The sequence below is a fragment of the Streptomyces lincolnensis genome, assembly GCF_001685355.1.
In the GTDB taxonomy this organism is placed as follows: Bacteria; Actinomycetota; Actinomycetes; order Streptomycetales; family Streptomycetaceae; genus Streptomyces; species Streptomyces lincolnensis.
Map to the genome: position 1 here is coordinate 1,441,626 of NZ_CP016438.1, position 21,000 is coordinate 1,462,625.

The following is a 21,000-nucleotide window of genomic DNA, read 5'->3' on the forward strand; positions in this document are numbered from 1 at the left end:
ACGCTCCGGGTGCCGGGATCGCGTCAAGAAGGCGTCGACGGCGCGTCAGGGGACAGTGGGTCCGAAGGCCGGGGGGCGTTCAGTGGGTGAGCCGGTGACGGCCGAACGGTATCTGGACGGGTACGCCGAGTTGCTGGCCGAGGTCTCCGCCACCGGACGCCGCCCGACGCGCGACGAGTTGGGGGCGCGGCGCGCGCTCGGGGAGCGGGCCGCCGACGACGGGCTCAGCCTGCGCATCCTCGTCCGGCACCACCTGGAGGCCACCCGCTCGGCGTGGCCCGGCGCCCCCGGCGCGGCGGACAGCGTCCTGGCCGCGGTGACACTGGCCGTCGACGCCTTCGCGGAAGGGTACGAGCGGGCCCAGCGGATGGCGGTGCGCCAGGAGGAGGCGGCCCGCCGCGAGTTCATCGACGACCTGCTCTACGGCCGCAGCGACCTGGGGCGCCTCGCCGAACGCGCCGAGCGGTTCGGCCTCGTCCTGTCCCGCGCGCACACGGTCGCGGTGGCCCGGGGGCCCGAGGCGTACGACGACACCGCGCCCGTCATCGGCCATGTGGAGGCCGCGCTCAACGCCCGCTTCGGCGACCGCCACGTCCTGCTCGCCACGAAGAACGGGCTCCTCGTCTGTGTCGCGCCCGGCGACCAGGAGGAGGTCCTCACGTTCTTCGCGCAGCAGGCGCACGCGGCGACGGACGGCAGCCGGGTCGCCGTCGGCCGCCCGCAGTCCGGTCCGGGCGGTGTCGTGCAGTCCTACGAGGAGGCCCTGAGCGCACTCGACCTCGCGGACCGCCTGGGCCTCGACGATCCGGTGGTGCGCACCGCCGACCTGCTCGTCTATCCCGTCCTCACCCGGGACCGGCAGGCGATGGCCGATCTGGTGCTCAGCGCGCTGGGACCACTGCGGGGCGCCCGGGGCGGTGCCGAGCCGCTGCTGCGGACGCTGGAGGTGTACTTCGACTCCGGCTGCACGGCCGCCGAGGCCGCACGCCGGCTGACGCTCAGCGTGCGGGCGCTCACCTATCGGCTGGAGCGCATCCACCGGCTCACCGGGGCCGACCCGGCCGATCCGACTCACCGGTACACGCTCCAGACGGCGGTGATCGGGGCCCGGCTGCTGGGGTGGCCGGCGCAGGAGCTCTGAGGGACGGGCTTGCCGGGGTACGGCAAGCGGGGATGCTCGCGGGAGCGGCTTCGGGCGGCCGGTCGTCCCTCGTGCGCGGGCCTCAGGAGCGGCGGCGGGGCTTGCCGCGCCGGGCGCTCTTGGCGGCGCCGGAGCGTGCGCCGGAGCCGGACCGGCCTCCGCCGCTCCTGGCGCCCTGGCCGGCCGACCTGCCGCCGGCCGGCTTCCGTCCGCCGCCCCCGCCCTTCGGTTCGGACCGCTTGCCGTCCGAGCCGTCCGCGGGCTGCGTGCGGCCCCGGGTGCTGTTGACCGTGCGGCCGCGGACGATGCCGATGAAGTCCTCGACGAGGTCGGTGGTGGCGTCCTCGGGCCAGGACAGGGCGATCTCGGACTGGGGGGCGTCCACGAGAGGCCGGTAGGTGAGGTCGCGGCGGTGATGGAGGCGGGCCAGGGACTGGGGGACGACGAGGACACCGATACCGGCGGCCACGAGGTCGACGGCGTCCGCGGTCGTGGCGGGGCGCTCGAAGGCGGGCTCCCCCGGCGGCCGCTCCCAGCCGATGACGTCGTCGAGGGGGTGCAGCACGACCTCCTCGGCGAGATCCGCGCAGGTCACCTCGTCCACCGCCGTCACCAGGTGGTCCTTGGGGACCACGACGACCGTGGTCTCGGTGTAGAGGGGGATCGCGCTGAAGACCGTACGGTCGACGGGCAGCCGCACGAGACCGGCGTCCGCGGCCCCGTCGCGCAGCACGGCGGGAGCCTCGGCTGCGGTCACCTGGAGGAGCTCCAGGGGGATGTCCGGCAGGCGCTCGTTCCAGATCCGCACCCACTTGGCGGGCGTCACTCCGGGGACGTACGCGAGCCGGAAGGAAGGGGATGCCGTCGAGTCTGTCACGCGGCAAGGTTACCGACTGTGGTCGGAGCTCTCGTGCGCGGCCGATAGTCTGGACTGCATGAAGTCGCACCAGAGCGCCCAGACGATGAAGCCCGCGACCGCGGCGAAGAAGCTGGGTGTGTACCTCCCCGCCACCCCCGCCGAGTTCCAGGAGGGTGTCGTTTCGCGCGCCGAGCTGGGCGAGCTCCAGACGAACCCGCCGCAGTGGTTGCAGGACCTGCGACACAACGGCCCGCACCCCCGGCCGGTCGTCGCGGCGCGGCTGGGTGTGTCCATCGCGGGTCTCGCCCGCGGCGGGGTCACCGAGCCGCTCACCACCGAGCAGATCGAGGCGCTGCGCGAGGACAAGCCCGAGTGGCTGGAGAAGGAGCGCGCCACGCAGGCGGAGGTCCGCAAGGAGAACGCGCGCATCAAGGAGAAGAAGAAGGCGCAGGAGGACTGAGAGCCCAGGAGGACTGACGGCCTCCCGAAACTCCGGTGCGCCGGGTCGAACACCTCTGCGACCATTCCGGCATGGTCCACCGTCTCGAATCCCTGGTCCTTCGGCATGCCCTTCGACTGCCCCTGCCCGCGGCCCCCGCCGGTGAGGGCGACACAGCGGCGCGGCAGTTCGACGCCGCGCTGATGTCCGTCGGCTTCAAGCTGTCGGCGGACGCGCTGAAGCGGCTGTCGGGGCTGTCCGAGGGCACGGTCGTCGACACCGCCGTGCGCACGCTGGCCACCGTCCGCGAGATGGTCGGCGACCACGTGCGGCACAACGTCTACTTCATCGACTTCCCGGCGAACGTCCCGGACACGTTCGAGTTCTGGATGCGGTGCGTGACCGAGGCGCTGGAGGACCGCAAGGCCCGCCCCGGCGTCATCGCCCAGCTCCGCACCGGCGTGATCAACCTGCTCACGCTGCCGTCGTACGGCAACTACCGGCACACGTACGACGAGATGCTCGCCGCGCACGACGAGCTGACGGCCGCGGTGGGCGACCGGCTGACCGTCCTGCACCTGGGCGGGTCCCTGGAGGACGAGGTCACCGCCCTGTATCTGGCCCTGGCAGGCAGCACCACCCCGCTCGGCGACGAGCATCTGGCCGACCTCGGGGTGCTCGCCGAGCACTGCGTGGACGGCCCGCAGCCGGAGACGTTCCCGGTGCGGGAGAACCGTGCCGTCGTCAACGCGGCCCGGCTGAAGACGGGTTCGGGACTGCTCCTGGACACCGTCACCGATGCGCTGCGGCTGGCCTGCGCGCTGTCGGGCGGGGACGTGTCCCTCCAGGAGCCGACCCGGTTCCGTGCGCTGTCGCGGCCGGTCCGCCGGGCCCTGCTCGCGGGGCTGGACTCGGTCGTCGCGGCGGCCCCGGCCAAGGTGGCCGACGTCCTCACGCACCGGGAGGCATTCAAGCGGCTCGGCGAGCGTCTGCACCCGCACGAGTACCCGCAGTGGCCGCACGCGGCCGAGGTGTTCGCCGTCGCCCGGGGCGAGAAGAGGGCGTACACCTTCGACGGCCGCGTCGAGGCGCTGCTCGGCGCGGATGACGTCACCGGGGCCGTGGAGCTGCTCACATCCGCGCCCGGCAGGCTGTTCCGCGCGCTGGACCGGCTGCTGCGCACCGCCGCCACGCAGGAGGAGCGGGACGTCGTGGTCGCCGCCGTCGAGCGGGTCGCCCCGGAGGTCTCCGGGCGGGTCGTGCTGTCGGTGCGCGAGTATCTGCACAACCGGGCCGCGGAGGCGGGCCGCAAGCGGGTGTTCATCAACCGTGCCGGCCGCGCGCATGTCGCCGATGACACGCGGGCGGCCGTACCGGAGGCGGATCGCAGGCGTCTGATCACCGCGCTCGACGCGGAGATCGGCCGCCGGCTCCCGTCCCCGGAGCGGCTGGTGGTCGACCCCGACATCCTCGCCGTGGCGCTCCCGCTCAGCGGGCGGGCGGCCTCGGCCGGGCTCGGGGTGCTGCCCCGCGGTTCCGTCTCGCCGGTCGACGGGGAGCTGCTGCGGTTCTTCGTGTACTGGAAGCAGGCGCAGCGGGTCACCGACTACGACCTGTCGGCGCTGCTGCTGGACGCGGCGTACGAGACGGTGACGTGGCTGTCGTACACCAGTCTCCGCGAGGTGGAGGGCGAGCACTCCGGTGACATCACCAACGCCCCCGACGGCGCCTCGGAGTTCATCGACCTGCGGCTCGGGGCGGTGCGGGGCACGTACATCGTGCCGCAGGTCAACATCTACTCCGGGGAGAAGTTCGAGGAGGCCGAGGAGTCGTTCTTCGGGTTCATGCTGCGTGCGGCCGAGCAGAAGGGACGGCCCTTCGAGGCGCGTACCGTGCGCATGAAGTCGGAGCTGCGGGGTCCTGGCCGGGTGGCGCTGCCGCTGGCGTTCCGGCGTGCGCAGGACGGGAGTTGGCACGCCAAGTGGCTGCACCTCTACCTGAAGGGGCATCCGGCGTACAACCGCGTGGAGGGCAACCAGGTGTCGGTGGCGACGCTGCTGCGCGGCATCGTCGAGCGCGAGCAGCTGACGGTCGGCTATCTGACCGGGCTGATGGCGAACGGCGGTACGGATGTGGTGTCTTGGGATGCCGCGTCGGTGCCGGACGGGCCGGTGACCTACATCGGACTGGAGCGTCCCGAGGGTCTGCACCCGGACTCGGTGGTCATCACCCCTGAAAATCTGCGCGACTTGATCCCCGAGTAACTGTTAGCGTTTGCCGTGGCGAGGCCATGAAGGGGCTTCCTTCTCACCGGTTTTCAACCGGGCCTCTTAAGCTCCAGCCCTTTCGCTTTCCTCGCCCTCGGTATCGCACCGGGCGGCGCCCGCGGGTCACCGCGGGCGCCGCCCATGGTGGGGCCATGAGGGAGCTTCCTTCTCATCGACTGCCTTTCGGGGCTTGAATTCAGCCCCTCGCTCTCCCCGCCCGCGATGTCGGGCACCCAGGCGGTCCCGGATCGGTGCGCTCACCGTTCCAGGGCCGCCTTCGCCGTGCTGAGCGCCTGCCGCGCGTACCCCCGTCCGAAGAGCACCGCGTGCACCAGGAGGGGGAAGAGCTGGTGCAGTCCGACGCGGTCCGCCCAGCCGTCGGCGAGGGGTGCGGCCCGGTGGTAGCCCTCCCGTACCTGGTCGAGGTGGGGGCAGCCGAAGAGGTGGAGCATCGCAAGGTCGGTCTCGCGGTGGCCGCCGTGGGCGGCGGGGTCGATCAGCCACACCTGGTCCGGTCCCCACAGGACGTTGCCGTTCCACAGGTCCCCGTGCAGCCGGGCCGGCGGTTCGGCCGGTCCCGCCAGGTCCGGCAGCCGCTCGCAGACCCGCTCGAACAGGGCGGCCTCGGTGGAGCGGAGGGTGCCCGCGTCGGCCGCGAGGCGTACATAGGGCAGCACCCGGTGCTCGGCGTACCACAGGGGCCAGTCGGTGCCCGGTACGTTCCGCATGGGGGCGCGTCCGATGTACGCGTCCTGCGGGCCGCCGGGCGGCGGGGCGCCGAACGCGGGCGCGCCGGCGGCGTGCAGGGCGGCGAGGTCCCGGCCGAACCGGAGTGCCGCCTCGGCGCCCGGCCGCCCTGGTGGAACCCGGTCGATGACCAGCCGGTGGGGGTCGTCGCCGTGGACGGTGGGGACGGCGACCGCTCCGGCGGCGGTCAGCCAGCGCAGTCCCGCCGTCTCGGCGCGTGCCGCGCCGGGTCCGTCGCCCCGCTTGACCACGACCGTGTGCCCGTCGTCGAGGGTGACCTCGGTCAGCGCCCCGGACAGCGGGCGCACGGCACGCACCGCGCGCCCGGTCAGCCGGGCGGCCACGGCCCCGGGGTCCTCGCCCTCTCCCCTGTGATCCGTCATGCCGTACCGAACCATGCCTCGGCCAGGGCCGTGAGGGTTCCCTCGTCGGGGGCTCCGAGCTCGCGCAGGTACCAGGGAAGGTTGCTGTACACGTGCAGCAGTGTGTACGCGAGCAGCTCGGCCGGTGCGAAGACCCGGCCGTAGGACGTGGTGAGGCGGCTCATCAGGTGCGGGTCGCCGCGGGTGACGAAGAGGCCGACGCCGACGAAGTCGTAGGCGCGATGGCCGATCATGGCGGGTTCGAAGTCGAACAGGCCGGTCAGGCGAGGGCCGGCGGGGTCGACGAGGAGGTGCTGCCGCATGACCTCGGTGTGCAGCAGACAGCGGCCCGGGTCGCGGGGCAGGGGGACCGAGGCGAGGAAGTCGGGGATCTGTTCCAGCCAGGCGGCGGGCAGTCCGTGGCCGCGCTGCTGCTCCACGGCCGCGGCGCGGCGGCGGTCCAGGAAGGCGCCCCAGTCTCCGGGCCCGAGGGCGTCGGCGAGGGGGCCGGGGTCCACGGTGTGCAGCACGGCGAGGGTCTCCCCGATGTCGGCGACGAGCCGCTCGTGGCCGGTCCTGGGGAGGCGGTTCCAGGCGTGGGCGAGGTTCTCGCCCCGCAGCCGGGACATCAGGACGTAGCGCCAGCCGTTCTCGTAGGCGCCGGCGTCATGGACCCGCGGTGTGGGCACGGGCAGCAGTCCGTGCAGGTGGGACAGGACCCGGCCCTCGGTGAGGCCGTCCTGGGCCGCCGCCTTGGGGAACAGCTTGAGGACGAGTTCGTCGCCCACGGCGTATACCGGCTGCGATCCCTCCGCGAAACGGCTCAGCGGCGCTCCCGCCAGGCCGAGCCGTGAGCAGAGGTCCTGTGCCCCCGCCCGCATCACCGTCTCGTCCGGGACGACCGCGTCCCATTCCTCGTCCGTCTCGACCACAGGCAGCATGCCCGGGACGGTAGGCGGCCGTCGCACCCCGCACAACGCGTTTTGGTGTGACACCGGTGAAACCTTCCAGCCATGTATTGACATACGGCCGAAACCATCCGTAGCTTGGCCGATCATTTAGATTCGTGAAGCTGGTTCACGGATATGAACGGAGAGTGTCCATGGGCGATCGCCGACGACACCGCAGGCTGGCTGCCGCGGTCACCGTCGCGGGGCTGGTGTTCGGAACGGCCGCCTGTGGCTCCGGTTCCGACAGCGCCGGCAGCGGCGACCCGAACACGCTGGAGGTGTGGACCCGGAGCAATCCGGACTCCGCCGCCACCTACCAGCGCGTCTTCGCGGCCTTCACGAAGAGGACCGGCATCAGGATCGACTACCAGCCGGTCATCAACTTCGACCAGCAGCTCCAGAGCCGGGCCTCCACCAAGGACCTGCCGGACGTCATGATCAACGACACGGCTCTGATGGGCAGTTACCAGAGCCAGGGGCTGCTCAAGCCGATCGACCCCGCCTCGATCGCGGGCGGCGACCAGATCACCGGCAAGTCCTGGTCCTCCACCGTGGGCATCGACGGCAAGCACTACGGCATCCCCTACTCCCGCCAGGCCCAGACGCTGATGATCCGCACGGACTGGCTGAAGAAGCTCGGTCTGAAGGCGCCCACGACCTGGCAGGAGATGCTCTCCGTCGCCAAGGCCTTCGCCACGAAGGACCCGGACGGCGACGGCAAGGCCGACACCTACGGCATCGTCGCGCCGGGCAGCGCCCAGAACGGCTACGCCGCCTGGTGGGGCGCGAGCTTCCTGTGGCAGGGCGGCGCGCAGATCATCGAGCCGGCCGGCCGGGGCAAGTACCGCCCTGCCATGGACTCGACGGCCGCAGTGAACGCCGTGACCTGGATGAAGGACAACCTCTTCTGCGGCGACAAGGGCGTCCTCCAGCCCGGCGCGATCACCGCCGTCACCTCGACGGCCACCAACTTCCAGGACGGCAACGCCGGGATGTACATGACCGGGCCGTACAACATCACCACCTTCGACGGCACGCTCGGCAAGGACAAGTACGAGGTCGTCCCGGCTCCCGCGGGCCCGGCCGGCGGGGATGTGCTGGCCGACGGCGAGAACGTCTACCTCGGCGCCAAGACCGGCAAGGACAGGCAGGAACGGGCGCTGGCCGCGTTCCTGGTCTCGCCGGAGGGCCAGAGGATCGCCATGACCAGCGTCGACGGCCACCAGCCCGTCGTCCGCATCCCCGTGAACTCCACGCTGGACGCGGCGAAGGTCCGTGACGACGCCCGCTGGAGCGTCGTGCAGAAGGCCTACGAGGACGCCTCCCAGCAGTTCCCGAACGCCCCGGACTTCGCCCCGATCAAGCAGGACACCGCCGACAGCCTCAACGCGATCTTCACGTACTGCGGCGGCGACGTCCGCTCCCAGCTGGGGGAGCTCAACGACACCCTCGCCGGCGACCTCAAGGACCAGGACCTGCTGACATGACCGCTACCGCCCCCGCCCCCGCGGCGCGCAGAGGCCTGGACAAGAAGGCCGTCGACAAGCGGGCCTTCAACAAGAAGGCCGTCATCCCCTGGCTCTTCCTGGCACCGGGCCTGCTGCTCGCCCTCGTCTTCAAGTTCTGGCCGATGGCCAAGGGCATCTGGCTCAGCTTCTTCGACGTACGCCCCTTCCTCGGCGACCAGTGGATCGGCCTCGACAACTACGAGCGGGTCCTGAGCGATCACCGCTTCCAGGACGCCATCGGGCACACCCTGATCCTGGGCATCGGCCAGTCGTTCGGCGCGATCCTGCTCGGGTTCGCCCTCGCCCTGCTCCTGGAGGGCCAGGCCCGCTCGCTGAAGATCCTCCGCACCGCGGTCTTCCTGCCCGCCGTCACCGCCACCGCGGTGGTCGGCGAGCTGTGGCGGCTGATGTACTACCCGACGTCCGACGGTCTCCTCAACAGCGGCCTGCACCTGCTCGGGCTCGGCCCCGTCCAGTTCCTCGACAACCCGGACCTCGCGCTGTACTCGACGATGGCGATGGGCATCTGGATCTGGGCCCCGTACAACATGGTGATCCTCCTCGCCGGGCTCGCGGGCGTGGACCGTTCGCTGTACGAGGCGGCGGCGATGGACGGCGTCTCGCTGTGGCAGCGGCTGCGCTGGGTCACGCTCCCCGCGATCCGCCCGGCCCTCATGATCGTCCTCACGCTCGCCACGATCCGCGGACTGCGGGTGTTCACCGAGGTCTACGTCCTGACCGGTGGCGGCCCCGCCGGATCCACCGACGTCTGGATGACCCGCGCCTACACCCTGGGCTTCACCCGCAACGACATCGGCGGCGCCTCGGCGGCCTCGGTCGTCCTGCTCTGCGTGACGCTCCTGCTCACCGTCATGGTCAACCACCTCCGCAAGAGGGGAGAAGCGCGATGAGCGCCCCCGTCATCGACCCCGTCCGGCCGGCGGCACCCGACACCCCGGCCGGACGGAGCACCAAGGCGCAGCGGACCACCCCGGCCCGCTTCGACACCGCACTCGGCTGGAACGACAAGCCCGGAGTCGCCTGGACCCTGCGCATCCTGCTCTGCCTGATCGCCCTCGCCGTCTTCGCGGCGCCCTTCCTGACGATCTTCTCGGGCGCCTTCACCACCAACCCCAGCGGATCCTCGCTGTCGTTCCTGCCGCACGACAGCACGCTGCTGAACTTCAAGGTGGCCGGCGAGCGCGGCATCTGGGACTACCTCGGCAACTCGCTGGTCATAGCCGGCGGCGGACTGCTGCTCCAACTCGTGGTGTGCACCCTCGCCGCGTACGCCCTGGCCCGGCACCGGTTCCGCGGACAGGCCCTGATCATGATGCTGTTCATGATGACCCTGATGCTTCCCGAGGAGGTCATCGCGATCCCCCTGTCGCTGGTCCTCGGTGATGTGCCGGTGGTGCACCTGGACCTCAAGGGCACGGTCTGGGGCGTCATCCTGCCCCTGGGCGCCTGGGGCTTCTCGGTGATGATGCTGACCGAGTTCATGAAGGACATCCCCGCCGAGATCGAGGAGGCGGCCCGGCTCGACGGCGTCGGCGAGCTCAGGATGCTCTGGCAGATCATCCTGCCGCTGTGCAGGCCCGCGCTCGGCGTGGCGGGTGTGCTCGGCTTCATCATGATCTGGGACCAGTACCTGCTGCCTCTGATCGCCTCCAAGGACCCCACCGACTACACGGTCACCGTCGCCCTGTCCATCCTGCGCACCGACCCCGAGGTCGGCTCCGGGGTGGTGCTGGCCGGTGCGGTCATCGCCCTCATCCCCAGCCTCATCGTCTATCTGCTCCTCCAGCGCTCGCTGGTCACCGGCATCGCCGCCGGTGCCACCAAGGGCTGACACAGTGTCGAGCGACACCCCCCACAGTCGTAGTTACGAGGGAGACATGAAGTTCCACGGAGTGCTGTTCTTTCCGGTCACGCCGTTCGCCGCGGACGGTTCACTGGACGAGGAACGGCTCGCCCAGCACATCGACAACGGTGTCGCGGCCGGCGCGGGCGGTGTGTTCGTCGCCTGCGGCACCGGTGAGTTCCACGCCCTGACCTCCCAGGAGATCGAGCGGGCCACCCGGATCGCGGTCGAGACGACCGCGGGCCGGGTGCCCGTCCTCGCCGCCGCGGGCGGTCCCACACCCGTCGCCCGCGACCAGGCCGTCCGCGTGGAGCGGGCCGGCGCCGACGGCATCCTGCTGCTGCCGCCCTATCTGGTGACCGCGCCGCAGGAGGGGCTGGTGCGTTACGTCGAGGACGTCACCGCCGCCACCGAACTGCCCGTCGTCTTCTACCAGCGCGGCACCGCCCGGCTCACCGAGGCGACGGCCGCCCGGCTCGCCGCGCTGCCCAACGTCGTCGGCCTCAAGGACGGTCTCGGGGACGTCGAGCGGATGCACCGCATCGTCCGGGCGGTGCGCGCCGTACCGGGCGGGCAGGACTTCCAGTTCTTCAACGGCCTGCCCACCGCCGAGATGACCGCGCCCGCCTACCGGGGCATCGGCGTCGGCCTGTACTCCTCCGCGGTGTTCGCCTTCGCCCCGGAGATCGCCCAGGCCTTCCACCGGGCGCTCACCGACGGCGACGAGGCCCTCGTGAACACCCTCCTCGACGAGTTCTACGCCCCTCTCGTCACACTCCGCGACGAGGTCCCCGGATACGCGGTCGCCCTGGTCAAGGCCGGGGTGACGCTCCGCGGCCTGGACGTCGGCGGGGTCCGGGCGCCACTGATCGACCCGACGCCGGAGCACGTCGCCCGGCTCGCGAAACTCATCGACCACGGCCTGGAGGTGGTCGCCGCATGAACCCCACCAGGATCAAGGAACTGATCGTCACCCCGATCGCCTTCCGCGACCCCCCGCTGCTCAACTCCAACGGCGTCCACGAGCCCCTCGCGCTGCGCGTGATCCTCCAACTGGTCCTGGAGGACGGCACGGTGGGCCTCGGCGAGTCCCCCGGCGGCGTCGCCCGCCTGGAGCGGCTTCAGGCCGCCGCCAACGTGGTCGTCGGCATGGACGTCTTCGACACCACGGCGGTCGCGGCCGCGATCGACGCCGACCTGCTGCCGACCGTGCCCAGCTCCCACGAGCGCGGCTGGACCACCTCGGCGGTGGAGGTGGCCTGTCTGGACGCGCAGGGCAAGCTCCTCGGGCGGCCGGTCGGCGACCTGCTCGGCGGCACGGTCCGTGACGCGGTGCCCTTCGCCGCGTACCTCTTCTACAAGTGGGCCGAGCACCCCGCCCTTGACGGCCACGCGGCCGTTGGTGACGACTGGGGCGAGGCGCTGGACCCGGCCGGGATCGTCGAGCAGGCCCGGCTGATGCAGCAGCGGTACGGCTTCACCTCGTTCAAGCTCAAGGGCGGTGTCTTCCCGCCCGACGAGGAGATCGCCGCGATCAAGGCGCTGGCGGAGGCGTTCCCCGGGCAGCCGCTGCGGCTCGACCCCAACACGGCCTGGACGGTGGAGACGTCGAAGTACGTCGCCCGCGAACTGGACGGGGTCCTCGAGTACCTGGAGGACCCGACCAAAGGCATCGAGGGCATGGCGGAGGTCGCGAAGGACGCGCCCATGCCGCTCGGCACCAACATGTGCGTGATCGCCTGGGAGCACCTGAAGCCCGGCATCGAGCAGGACGCCATCCAGGTGCTGCTCACCGACCACCACTACTGGGGCGGGCTGCGCCGCACCCGTGAACTGGCCGCCGTCTGCGAGGCGTTCGGGATCGCGCTGTCCATGCACTCCAACTCGCACCTGGGCATCAGCCTCGCCGCCATGACCCATGTGGCCGCGGCCATCCCGAACCTCGACCACTCCTGCGACACTCACTACCCGTGGAACTCGGCCGACGACGTGATCGTCCCCGGGGTCCTGGAGCTGCGCGACGGCGCGGTCAAGGTCCCCACCGGTCCGGGCCTCGGTGTCGAACTCGACCACGACGCCCTGGAGCGGCTGCACCGGCTGTACCTGGACTCCGGGATGCGCAGCCGTGACGACACCGGATACATGCGGCGGATCCAGCCCGACTACGAACTCAGGCTGCCCCGCTGGTAACAGGACCCCCATCGGACAAGGCGCCCGGCGAACCCGGGCGCCTTGTCCGTTTTCAGGTGGCTTCTGGCCATCCCGCACTATCTGGTCCTGGGCCTCGTGGGCGGCGGCATCCGCGCCCTCATCGGCCTGCTCAGCCTCTACGCGGGCATCGCGCTGGCCGTGACCGGACGCTATCCGCCCGGCATCTTCGACCTGGTGGTCGGCCTCAACCGCTGGGTGCTGCCCGTGTTCGCCTACGTGTCCCTGCTCACCGACGAGTACCCGCCGTTCCGCCTGGACCAGGGCGGCTCGGAACCACTGGCGGCCACTCGGCCCTGACCGCCGCATGCCCGTGGGGGCGAGGGCTAGCAGGGATCCGAGCGAGCCGAGGGCCGCCATCGAGGTCACCTGGGCCGGGGTCATGCCGATGGACTTGAGCATGCCCAGGTCCCGGCGGCGGTCGTGGGTGTTGAGGGCGGCCGTGTTGAGCACGCCCAGGGAGGCCACCGCGGCGAGCAGCGCGGTCAGCGTCGGGCGATCGGCGACGACCCTGCTGGGCCGTGGCCGGTCCAACACGGAGCCGGCCGCCGAACTCACCCTGAGCGAGGCCACGGTGAAGTCCCATGTGGCCCGCATCTTCGCCAAGCTGACCCTGCGCGACCGGGCCCAGGCCGTCGTCCTCGCCTATGAGACGGGGCTGGTCAGGGCGGGCGGGCCGCCCGACTCCTGAGACGTACTTCCGGTGCGGCCCGGGGGTGCTTAGCGTGCGGTTCATGGATCAACGACAGCGGACGTCCGTACGGCATTTCGACCACCGCCCCTGGCTGTTCGCCGAGGAGGCGTCCGAGGAGCAGCGGCACGCGCAGGGGGAGCGGCAGCGGGAGATCGGCGGCGAGACGGAGATCGGCGAGCGCTGCTACGTCGCCGAGTCGGCGGCCGTGTTCCCGGACCGGCTGCGGCTCGGGGACGACTCGTACATCGCGGCCCACGCCTATGTCACCGGGGACGTGGCCACCGGCACGGACTGCACGCTGAACCCCTTCACCACGGTGCGGGGTGCGGTGACCCTGGGCTCCGGGGTGCGGATCGGCGCGCACACCTCGCTGCTCGGCTTCAACCACTCCATGGCCCCCGACCGGCCGGTGTTCCGGCAGCCCCACACCAGTCGGGGGATCGAGGTCGGGGACGACGTGTGGATCGGCTCGCACGTGGTCGTCGTGGACGGCGTCACGATCGGTGACCACTGTGTGATCGGCGCGGGGGCGGTCGTCACCAAGGACGTTCCGGCCTGGACGGTGGCCGCCGGAAACCCGGCCCGGCCGATCCGCGACCGACGGGACGGCGGCGGCAAGGCGCCCGGCGGGGGCACCGAGCTGAGCCGCTTCGCCGACACCGCCCGCGCCCAGGCCCCCGAACTCCTCGCCCGCCACTGGAACGGCGAGCGGTACGTCGACCGCGTCGGCGCGGCGCCCACCGTACGGGCGCACTGCGACGCCGTGGAGATCGCCGACCTGCTGCTGGGCTCCGCGCCCGCGCAGGTGCCGGCCCAGGAGCACGTCGTACGCCTGCGCGCGCTCCAGGACCCGGACACCGGGCTGGTCCCGGAGTTCGACGAGGCGCTGCCGTACGACGACCACTTCCCGGGCGAGGGCGCCTCGCTGTACCACGTCCTGTGTGTGGGCTACGCGCTCGATCTGCTGGGCTCCTCCCTTCCTCATCCGGTGCGTGGGGCAGGTGAGATGACGGCGCGTCAACTCGTGGCGCGTCTGGAGGCGTTGCCGTGGCGGGACGGCGCGTGGGGCGCCGGGGCGTGGATCGACTCCTGGGCCACGGCCGTGCACTGGAACCTGGCGCGCGGCGAGGGCGGTGGTGTGGAACCGGGTGCGCGGGAGGCGTTGTTCGGCTGGCTGCTCACCCGTGCCGATCCGTGGACCGGGATGTGGGGAGAACCGTCGGCCGAGGCGGGGCGGTTGCAGGTGGTCAACGGCTACTACCGGCTGACACGGGGGTCGTTCGCGCAGTTCGGACTGCCCGTGCCGCACCCGGAGCGGGTCGTGGACACGGTCCTGGACCACGCCCGCGACTCCCGGTACTTCGGCGCCGGCCGGGAGAACGCCTGCAATGTGCTCGACGTCGCCCATCCCCTGTGGCTGTGCACCCGGCAGCTCGGCGCGGGCACCGGGGGCGACGGCTACCGTACGGCGGAGATCCGCGCCTGGGCCGAGCGGCAGCTGGCGTCGGCCCTCCCCCGCTGGCGGGACGGCCTGGGCTTCGGTTTCGGCCCCGGCACCGCGGGCCCCGGTCCGGAAACGGGCCTTCAGGGCACCGAGATGTGGCTGGCCATCGTCTGGCTCCTGGCCGACCTGCTGGGCCGCTCCGACGAACTCGGCTACCGGCCGCGCGGCATCCACCGGCCCGAGGCGGCGCGGCGCACCGGTTCCCGGTGAACTCTTCCCTTACGGCAGGTACATGCCCGAACCTGTCCATCGGTGACCTGAGCTGAGGAGTGAGCACGTGGGCGAAGGCAGTCGGACGGCGGTCGCGGTGACGGGCGGCAGCGGTTTCGTCGGGAGCCACCTGGTCCGGCGGCTGCTGGAGCGGGGTCACCGCGTCCACGCCACGGTACGCAGCACCGCGAACACGGCGAAGGTACGGCCGCTGTGGGAGATGCAGGAGATCTTCCCCGGTCAGCTGTCGCTGTTCGAGGCCGACCTGCTGGTGGAGGGTTCCTTCGACGAGGCGCTGAGCGGCTGCCGGGTCGTCCACCACGTGGCGTCGCCGTTCTTCATGCCGGAGAAGATCAAGGACGGCCGCCGGGACATGGTCGAACCGGCCCTGCTCGGCACGCGCAACGTCCTGGGCGGCGTGGAGCGGACGCCCACGGTCGAGCGCGTGGTCCTCACCTCCACCGTCGGCACGATCTTCGGCGACTACGCCGATGTCCTCGCCATGGACGACCAGATGCTGTCGGAGAAGTACGTCAACACCACGAGCACCGTGGAGAACAACCCGTACCACTACGCCAAGACGCTCGCGGAGCAGGCGGCCCGGGAGGCGGAGGCGGCCCAGAGCCGCTGGCGCCTGGTGACCGTCAACCCCGGTCTGGTCCTGGGCCCCTCACTCACCCCCGCCTCCGAGTCCGGCAGCCTGTTCCTGCTGGACGAGCTGTTCAAGGGCTACTTCTGCTACGGCGCCCCGGACTTCAGCTTCACCACCGCGGACGTGCGCGAGGTGGCCGACGCGCACATCGCGGCGGCGGAGAACCCCGACGCCGAGGGCCGTTACATCGTCGCGGCGCCGACCATGACGTCCTTCCACGACATGGCGCGCATCATCCGCCACCGCCACCCCCGCGACCTCCGCCTCCCGCGCACCGCGCTCCCGCACTGGCCGGTCCGGGTACTGGGGCCCGCCTTCGGCCTCACCCAGGACTACATAGGCAAGCATCTCGGCATACGGTTCCGCGTGGACAACGGCCGGAGCGTGCGTGAACTGGGCATCAGCTACCGCCCGATCGAGGAAACGGTCCTCGACCACCACGAGGCCTGGCGGAACCGGCGGCGCGCGAGATCAACCTGAGATAAACATCAACGGGACGAAGGTCACAGGAACGTATCGGACAAGTGACCTTTCAATCTTCACACTTGTCACACAAATTGGTTAGGTTAAGCGTCGGCCGCACGACTCCCCCGGCGAATCCGCCGCGTCGCGAGGCCCCGCAAGGAAGGAGTACGTCTCCCATGGCGCCGGAACGAACCCCGCGCCCCGGAGGAATCAGCCTCCCGGGAATGCGCAACTCCGCGCTCGCCACGGCGGCTCTCACCTCCGTGGCCCTGCTCTCGCAGACCACGGGCGCGGCAGCCGCCACAGGGGACGACAGTCCGAGCCGTGACGAGGTCCAGCAGCGGGTCAACAGCCTCTACGACCGGGCCGAGAACGACACGGGCACCTTCAACGCGACCCGCGCGGGGAAGTTCCCGCGTCAGCGCGGCGCGGCACCGGCCGACGGCGAGCGGCGGACCGCCGGCCCGGCGGGCACCGACACGCGTCGGTCCGCCGACCCCGGCCTGGCCGACGTCACCCGGCAATGGTTCGACGCGGCACGCGCCAGGGTGGGCCCCACCCTCCCGGCGTCCCTGCCCGCCGACCGGGCGCAGGCCCGCCCGGCCGCACCCCGGCCCGACCGCCCCGCGGAACGTCCGGCGCAGCGCGAGTCCTTCGCCCTGGAGAGCCCGAAGACTTCCGAGCGGTCGGTCCCCGAGCTGACCGCCGGCTTCGCCCCGGAGTCGACCACCATGTCCGCCGCCCCGGCGCTGCCGAGCGCACCCGGGACGCAGCCGGAAGCCGCCCTCGACGCCCTGCCCGCCGCCGACCCGGGACGGTCGCCGCTGCACGCGGCCAAGGAGCGCAACCAGCAGAAGCTGGAGCGTGCCCGGGAGTTGCTGGCCGCCGCCCAGAGCGCGCAGCTGCCCGGTACGGCACTGCCCGACGCCCAACTGTTCAGCACGCCGCCGTCGTTCGAGCCCCTCCCGGCCGAGGACATCTGGCAGACCGCACCGCAGCAGGCGGTCGACGAGACCGGCCCCCAGTGGCTGGTCCAGCCTCAGGTCCAGGCCCAGCCCCAGGCCGACTTCACCGCGAGCCTGCCGGACCTGTCCGCCCTGCCCGAGGCCCCGGCCTACCCGCCCGCCTACTCGCCCGTGGCCGATCTCCCCGTCGCCCCGGCTCCCGAACCCACCACGAACCTGCCCTTCATCCCGGCCCCCGCGCCCGCGCCCGACCTCCCGGTCACTCCGGCTCCGGCGCCCATGGCCGACCTCCCCGTCGCTCCGCCCCCCGTGGCCCTCGTCGAGCAGACCGTGGGCACCGGTTTCAGCACGAAGGCCGCCAAGGTGGTCAAGGTCGTCGACTTCGCCCGGGCCCAGATCGGCAAGCCGTGCCTGTCGGGCGCGGCCGGGCCGGGGGCGTACGACTGCTCCGGGCTGACCCAGGCCGCCTGGAAGGCCGCCGGGGTCGCGCTGCCGCGCACCCCGCAGGCCCAGGCGAGCGTGGGCACGGTGATCCCGCTGACCGAACTGCGGGAGGGGGACCTGGTCTTCTTCCACGACGACCTGAGCCATGTGGGCGTGTACACCGGCAACGGCATGATGGTCCACGCCCCGGGCCCGGGGTCCTCCATCCGCGAGGAACCGGTCCTGTCCGTCGGCGAGTCGGCGATCCGCGGCGCGGTGCGCACCGTCTGAGAAGACGACACCGCGGCACACTCCGTGACACCGGGCAGGCACGGCACCTGTCCGGTGTCACAGCCGTTCCCGTCCGTCACGGGCTCCCGGCACCTCCCTTGCCGCTCCCCTCTCACGCAGGACTCTGGACGCCCCGTCCGTACCTGACCTAGGGTTCATGGCAAGCGCTTTCTAGACGGGCATACCCCTGTCTGAGCGCTGACCACGCACCACCCTTCCGGCTCCTCCCGACCGACCCTGCGCTCGGTTCCGCCGCCGGCCCGCACCCTCAGCCGACGCGGGCGGGCGCGGAAAGGAAGCGTCTCGTGCCGCACCGCGAACCGCAGGTCCCGCCGCAGCCGTTCAGCCGCAAGTCGTTCCTGCGGGGCATGGCCGCCGTCGGCGTCGCCCCGCTGCTCCCGGCCCTTCTCCCCTCCGCCGCCCGGGCCGCGCCGTCGGGAGGACCGGCGTTCCCGCTGGTGCGGGCGGGCACCGCCGTCGACGTGTTCGTGGACGCGGCGGACGACCCCGCCGTGATCCGCGCGGCCGGAGACCTCCAGGCGGACGTGGAACGGGTGGGCGGGGTACGGCCGCGGCTGCTGCACGCCCTGCCGGAGCGGGCATCGCTCCTGGTCGTGGTGGGCACGCTCGGCGCGAGCCCGGTCGTGGACCGGCTGGTCGCGGACCGGCGGCTGGACGTCTCCGGAGTGAAGGGCCGCTGGGAGGCCTCGGTGACCCAGGTGGTGGAGCGCCCACTGCCGGGCGTGGACCGTGCCCTGATCATCGCGGGCAGCGACCGGCGCGGCACGATCTACGGCGTCTACGACACCTCGGAGCGCATCGGCGTCTCGCCCTGGTACTGGTGGGCCGACATGCCCGTGGAACGCCGCGACACCGTGACGGTGCCGACGGGTCCCCTCAAGCGGTACGAGCCGTCCGTCCGTTACCGGGGCATCTTCATCAACGACGAGCAGAACCTCACCACCTGGTCGCACCGCACCCAGGAGCCGGACAAGAACATCGGCCCCGAGACGTACAAGCGGGTCTTCGAACTTCTGCTGCGCCTGAAGGCCAACTACCTCTGGCCCGCCATGCACCCGTACTCCGACTTCTTCAACAAGCACCGCGAGAACCCCGAACTCGCCGACCGCTACGGCATCGTCGTCGGCTCCAGCCACCCCGAGGCACTGCTCCGCAACGGCGTCCACGAGTGGGAGCCATGGGCCAAGGAGCACCCCGGCGCGGACGGGACCCTGCCCGTGTACGACTACACGGTGAACCCGGCGGTCATCTCCGCGTACTGGAGAGCCAGAGCGAGACAGAACGCGTCGTACGAGAGCAGCTGGACGATCGGCATGCGCGGGCTGCACGACAGCGCGCTGGAGACGAAGTACGCGACGACCGTCCCGGAGAAGGTCGTGGTGATGAACGACATCATCGCCGACCAGCGCCGGATCCTGACCGAGGAGGTCGGCACCGCGGCCGAGCCGCAGATCTTCATCCCGTACAAGGAGGTCCTGGAGCTGTACAACGCGGGCGTGAAGGTTCCCGAGGACGTCACGCTGATCTGGCCGGACGACAACCACGGCAACATGCGCCAGTTGCCGAACGACGCGGAGCGGGCCCGTCCGGGCGGCAACGGCATCTACTACCACCTGTCCTACTGGGGCCGTCCGCGCAGCTACCTGTGGCTGGACACCACCCAACTGGCCAAGGTCTGGCAGGAGTTGCGCCGCGTGTACGAGCACGGCGTCGACCGCATGTGGATCTTCAACGTGGGTGACATCAAGTCGATCGAGACCGGGCTGTCCTTCTCCCTGGACATGGCCTGGGACGTGGACCGCTGGAACGCCGACGGGGCGAACGACGTGGAGGCCTTCGTCGCCGAGTGGGCGGGACGGCAGTTCGGGCGGCGCTACGGCCTGGAGATCGCCGCGATCCGCACCGAGTACTACCGGCTCGCGGCCGAGCGGCGGCCGGAGTTCATCGACCGCGCGATGTTCTCCGTGGTCCACCACGGCGACGAGGCCGGACGCCGGCTGGCGGCCTACGACCGGCTGCTGGAGCGGGCCCGGACGCTGGGCGCCAGGTTGCCCGAGGCGTACCGGGACGCCTACTACGAGCTCGTCGAATACCCGGTCCACGGGGCCTACTTGATGAACCTGAAGTACTACTGGGCGGACCGCAACGCGCTCGCGGTACGGCAGGGCCGCGGGGCCGGGACCAACCGCTTCGCCGACCTGGCGGAGGCCGCGCACACCGCGGAGGCGGCGATCACCAAGCGGTACAACACCGAGGTGGCGGGCGGGAAATGGGACGGGATCGTCAACCCGTACCCCTCCCAGATCCCCAAGGCGCCCGGCCGCCCGGCCGTCACCCGGATCCCCCGGCAGGACACCTCGGGGCTGGGGGTGGCGGCCGAGGGCAACGAGACCGGAGCGCTCCGGCCGCTGTCGTTCTCCTCCTACACCCGGGACCGCCGTTTCGTGGACGTCTTCAACACCGGCTTCCTGCCCGTGGACTGGACGGCCGAGGCCGCTGAGCCCTGGGTGCTGCTGAGCACGACGGGCGGTTCGCTCACCGAGCAGACGCGGGTGTGGGTGGAGGTCGACTGGGCGCGGGCCCCCGAGGGCACCCACGACGTCGTGGTCACCGTGTCGGGCGCCGGGCAGCGGACCGAGGTGCCGCTGCGGGTGGTCAACGACGGGGAGCGGGCACGCAGGCGGGTGCGGGGGTTCGTCGAGGCCCACGGGTACGTCTCGATCGACGCCGTGCACACCGAGCGGCGCATCGCGCGCGGCGGCGCCCGCTGGCGGACCGTGCGCGGACTGGGACGTCGTACGGCCGCGCTGGAAGCCGTGCCGTCGACGGCCGCGTCCGTGACCGACGACCTCGCCCGCCGGGCGCCGGAGCTCAGGTACCGGGTGCGCTTCGCGGGCACCGGGACCTTCCCGGTCACCGTCTTCCGCCTGCCGTCCCTGGACGAGCGCGGGCACCGCCGGCTGGCCGTCGGACTCGACGACCGGCCGGTCACCGTCCTGTCGGGCCAGGCCGTCGCGACCGGCAACCGGGGAGACGCCTGGGCGCGCAACGTCGAGGAGGGCGTCGAGAAACTGACCGCGCAGGTGACCGTCACCGAACCCGGTGAGCATGTGCTGCGGCTGTTCATGGTGGACGCCGCGATCACGGTGGACCAGATCGTCATCGACACCGGCGGTCTGCCGGGCAGCTACCTCGCCCCACCGGAGAGCTATCACCCGGTGTTCAACCCGGCCCCGGCCCACGCGCCGGGCCTGGACGCTCCCGCCGTGTAGTACCGCGTCCCCGTGAGGGCCGCCGGTCCCCCGCGCCGGCGGCCCCCACGGTTCCGCGCAGGCCGCGCGCCGGAAGACGGACGCGGCCTGGTCCCCCCGCCTCGTGCGCCGGGGCGCCCGATGTGCTGGAGTACATCCGAGAACGTCGCTGTTGCTCG

The 21,000-nt window shown here is 71.8% G+C and carries 16 protein-coding genes and 2 pseudogenes; 14 read left to right on the forward strand and 4 right to left on the reverse strand.

Going from position 1 to position 21,000, the window contains the following annotated elements:
• The first annotated feature begins 94 nt into the window (after positions 1 to 94).
• The gene (locus tag SLINC_RS06445) at positions 95 to 1,141 is read left to right on the forward strand and encodes a PucR family transcriptional regulator (RefSeq protein ID WP_225988263.1); all 1,047 of its coding nucleotides are present in this window, start codon (positions 95 to 97) and stop codon (positions 1,139 to 1,141) included.
• A gap of 82 nt (positions 1,142 to 1,223) precedes the next feature.
• Here SLINC_RS06445 and SLINC_RS06450 read toward each other — a convergent pair whose 3' ends face one another.
• Positions 1,224 to 2,018: a LysR family substrate-binding domain-containing protein gene (locus tag SLINC_RS06450; RefSeq protein WP_067427809.1), complete on the reverse strand. Its 795-nt coding sequence runs from the start codon at positions 2,016 to 2,018 to the stop codon at positions 1,224 to 1,226.
• Between the two features lie 58 nt (positions 2,019 to 2,076).
• Here SLINC_RS06450 and SLINC_RS06455 point away from each other — a divergent pair, with 58 nt between their 5' ends.
• Together SLINC_RS06455 and SLINC_RS06460 are read left to right on the forward strand one after the other, a co-directional pair.
• Positions 2,077 to 2,460 carry a DUF5997 family protein gene (locus SLINC_RS06455; RefSeq protein ID WP_067427811.1) on the forward strand — a complete coding sequence of 128 codons (384 nt, stop codon included), beginning with the start codon at positions 2,077 to 2,079 and terminating at the stop codon, positions 2,458 to 2,460.
• 71 nt (positions 2,461 to 2,531) lie between these two features.
• A complete protein-coding gene (locus SLINC_RS06460; protein ID WP_067445095.1) occupies positions 2,532 to 4,703 on the forward strand; it encodes a TerD family protein in 2,172 nt (723 codons plus the stop codon).
• A 260-nt stretch (positions 4,704 to 4,963) separates the two neighbouring features.
• Here SLINC_RS06460 and SLINC_RS06465 read toward each other — a convergent pair whose 3' ends face one another.
• Together SLINC_RS06465 and SLINC_RS06470 are read right to left on the reverse strand one after the other, a co-directional pair.
• Positions 4,964 to 5,836, reverse strand: a complete 873-nt coding sequence (locus SLINC_RS06465; protein WP_182449148.1) for a fructosamine kinase family protein — start codon at positions 5,834 to 5,836, stop codon at positions 4,964 to 4,966.
• Positions 5,833 to 6,756, reverse strand: coding sequence for a phosphotransferase family protein (locus SLINC_RS06470; RefSeq protein WP_067427817.1), 924 nt, complete (start codon positions 6,754 to 6,756; stop codon positions 5,833 to 5,835). The genes SLINC_RS06465 and SLINC_RS06470 overlap by 4 nt, the downstream gene beginning before the upstream one ends.
• 161 nt (positions 6,757 to 6,917) lie before the next feature.
• Between SLINC_RS06470 and SLINC_RS06475 the strand changes: the two genes are divergently transcribed.
• The 6 genes from SLINC_RS06475 to SLINC_RS06500 are packed head-to-tail and all read left to right on the forward strand — an operon-like array spanning position 6,918 to position 12,645.
• Positions 6,918 to 8,252: an ABC transporter substrate-binding protein gene (locus SLINC_RS06475; protein WP_067427819.1), complete on the forward strand. Its 1,335-nt coding sequence runs from the start codon at positions 6,918 to 6,920 to the stop codon at positions 8,250 to 8,252.
• On the forward strand, positions 8,249 to 9,184 hold the full coding sequence (locus SLINC_RS06480) for a carbohydrate ABC transporter permease (protein ID WP_067427821.1): 936 nt from the start codon (positions 8,249 to 8,251) through the stop codon (positions 9,182 to 9,184). The genes SLINC_RS06475 and SLINC_RS06480 overlap by 4 nt, the downstream gene beginning before the upstream one ends.
• Entirely contained in the window at positions 9,181 to 10,125 is a 945-nt protein-coding gene (locus SLINC_RS06485) for a carbohydrate ABC transporter permease (RefSeq protein ID WP_067427823.1), read from the forward strand. The genes SLINC_RS06480 and SLINC_RS06485 overlap by 4 nt, the downstream gene beginning before the upstream one ends.
• Before the next feature lie 46 nt (positions 10,126 to 10,171).
• A complete protein-coding gene (locus tag SLINC_RS06490) occupies positions 10,172 to 11,080 on the forward strand; it encodes a 5-dehydro-4-deoxyglucarate dehydratase (protein WP_067427825.1) in 909 nt (302 codons plus the stop codon).
• On the forward strand, positions 11,077 to 12,327 hold the full coding sequence (locus SLINC_RS06495; protein WP_067427827.1) for a glucarate dehydratase family protein: 1,251 nt from the start codon (positions 11,077 to 11,079) through the stop codon (positions 12,325 to 12,327). The genes SLINC_RS06490 and SLINC_RS06495 overlap by 4 nt, the downstream gene beginning before the upstream one ends.
• A 42-nt stretch (positions 12,328 to 12,369) precedes the next feature.
• Positions 12,370 to 12,645: a DUF4389 domain-containing protein gene (locus tag SLINC_RS06500; protein ID WP_067427828.1), complete on the forward strand. Its 276-nt coding sequence runs from the start codon at positions 12,370 to 12,372 to the stop codon at positions 12,643 to 12,645.
• A 105-nt stretch (positions 12,646 to 12,750) separates the two neighbouring features.
• Here SLINC_RS06500 and SLINC_RS50215 read toward each other — a convergent pair.
• A pseudogene (locus tag SLINC_RS50215) lies at positions 12,751 to 12,942 on the reverse strand (hypothetical protein); the annotation flags it as partial.
• Between SLINC_RS50215 and SLINC_RS45715 the strand changes: the two are divergent.
• The 5 genes and pseudogenes from SLINC_RS45715 to SLINC_RS06525 form a co-directional block, all read left to right on the forward strand.
• Positions 12,854 to 13,036: pseudogene (locus tag SLINC_RS45715) on the forward strand (response regulator transcription factor); the annotation flags it as partial. The pseudogenes SLINC_RS50215 and SLINC_RS45715 overlap by 89 nt on opposite strands.
• A gap of 43 nt (positions 13,037 to 13,079) precedes the next feature.
• Positions 13,080 to 14,753 (forward strand): acyltransferase, encoded by a 1,674-nt coding sequence (locus tag SLINC_RS06510; protein WP_067445097.1) that lies wholly within the window; start codon positions 13,080 to 13,082, stop codon positions 14,751 to 14,753.
• A 67-nt stretch (positions 14,754 to 14,820) separates the two neighbouring features.
• Positions 14,821 to 15,885: an NAD-dependent epimerase/dehydratase family protein gene (locus SLINC_RS06515; RefSeq protein WP_067427830.1), complete on the forward strand. Its 1,065-nt coding sequence runs from the start codon at positions 14,821 to 14,823 to the stop codon at positions 15,883 to 15,885.
• A gap of 209 nt (positions 15,886 to 16,094) precedes the next feature.
• Entirely contained in the window at positions 16,095 to 17,549 is a 1,455-nt protein-coding gene (locus SLINC_RS48755) for a C40 family peptidase (protein WP_225988264.1), read from the forward strand.
• 368 nt (positions 17,550 to 17,917) lie between these two features.
• On the forward strand, positions 17,918 to 20,842 hold the full coding sequence (locus tag SLINC_RS06525; protein WP_079165082.1) for a glycosyl hydrolase 115 family protein: 2,925 nt from the start codon (positions 17,918 to 17,920) through the stop codon (positions 20,840 to 20,842).
• The last annotated feature ends 158 nt before the right edge of the window (positions 20,843 to 21,000 follow it).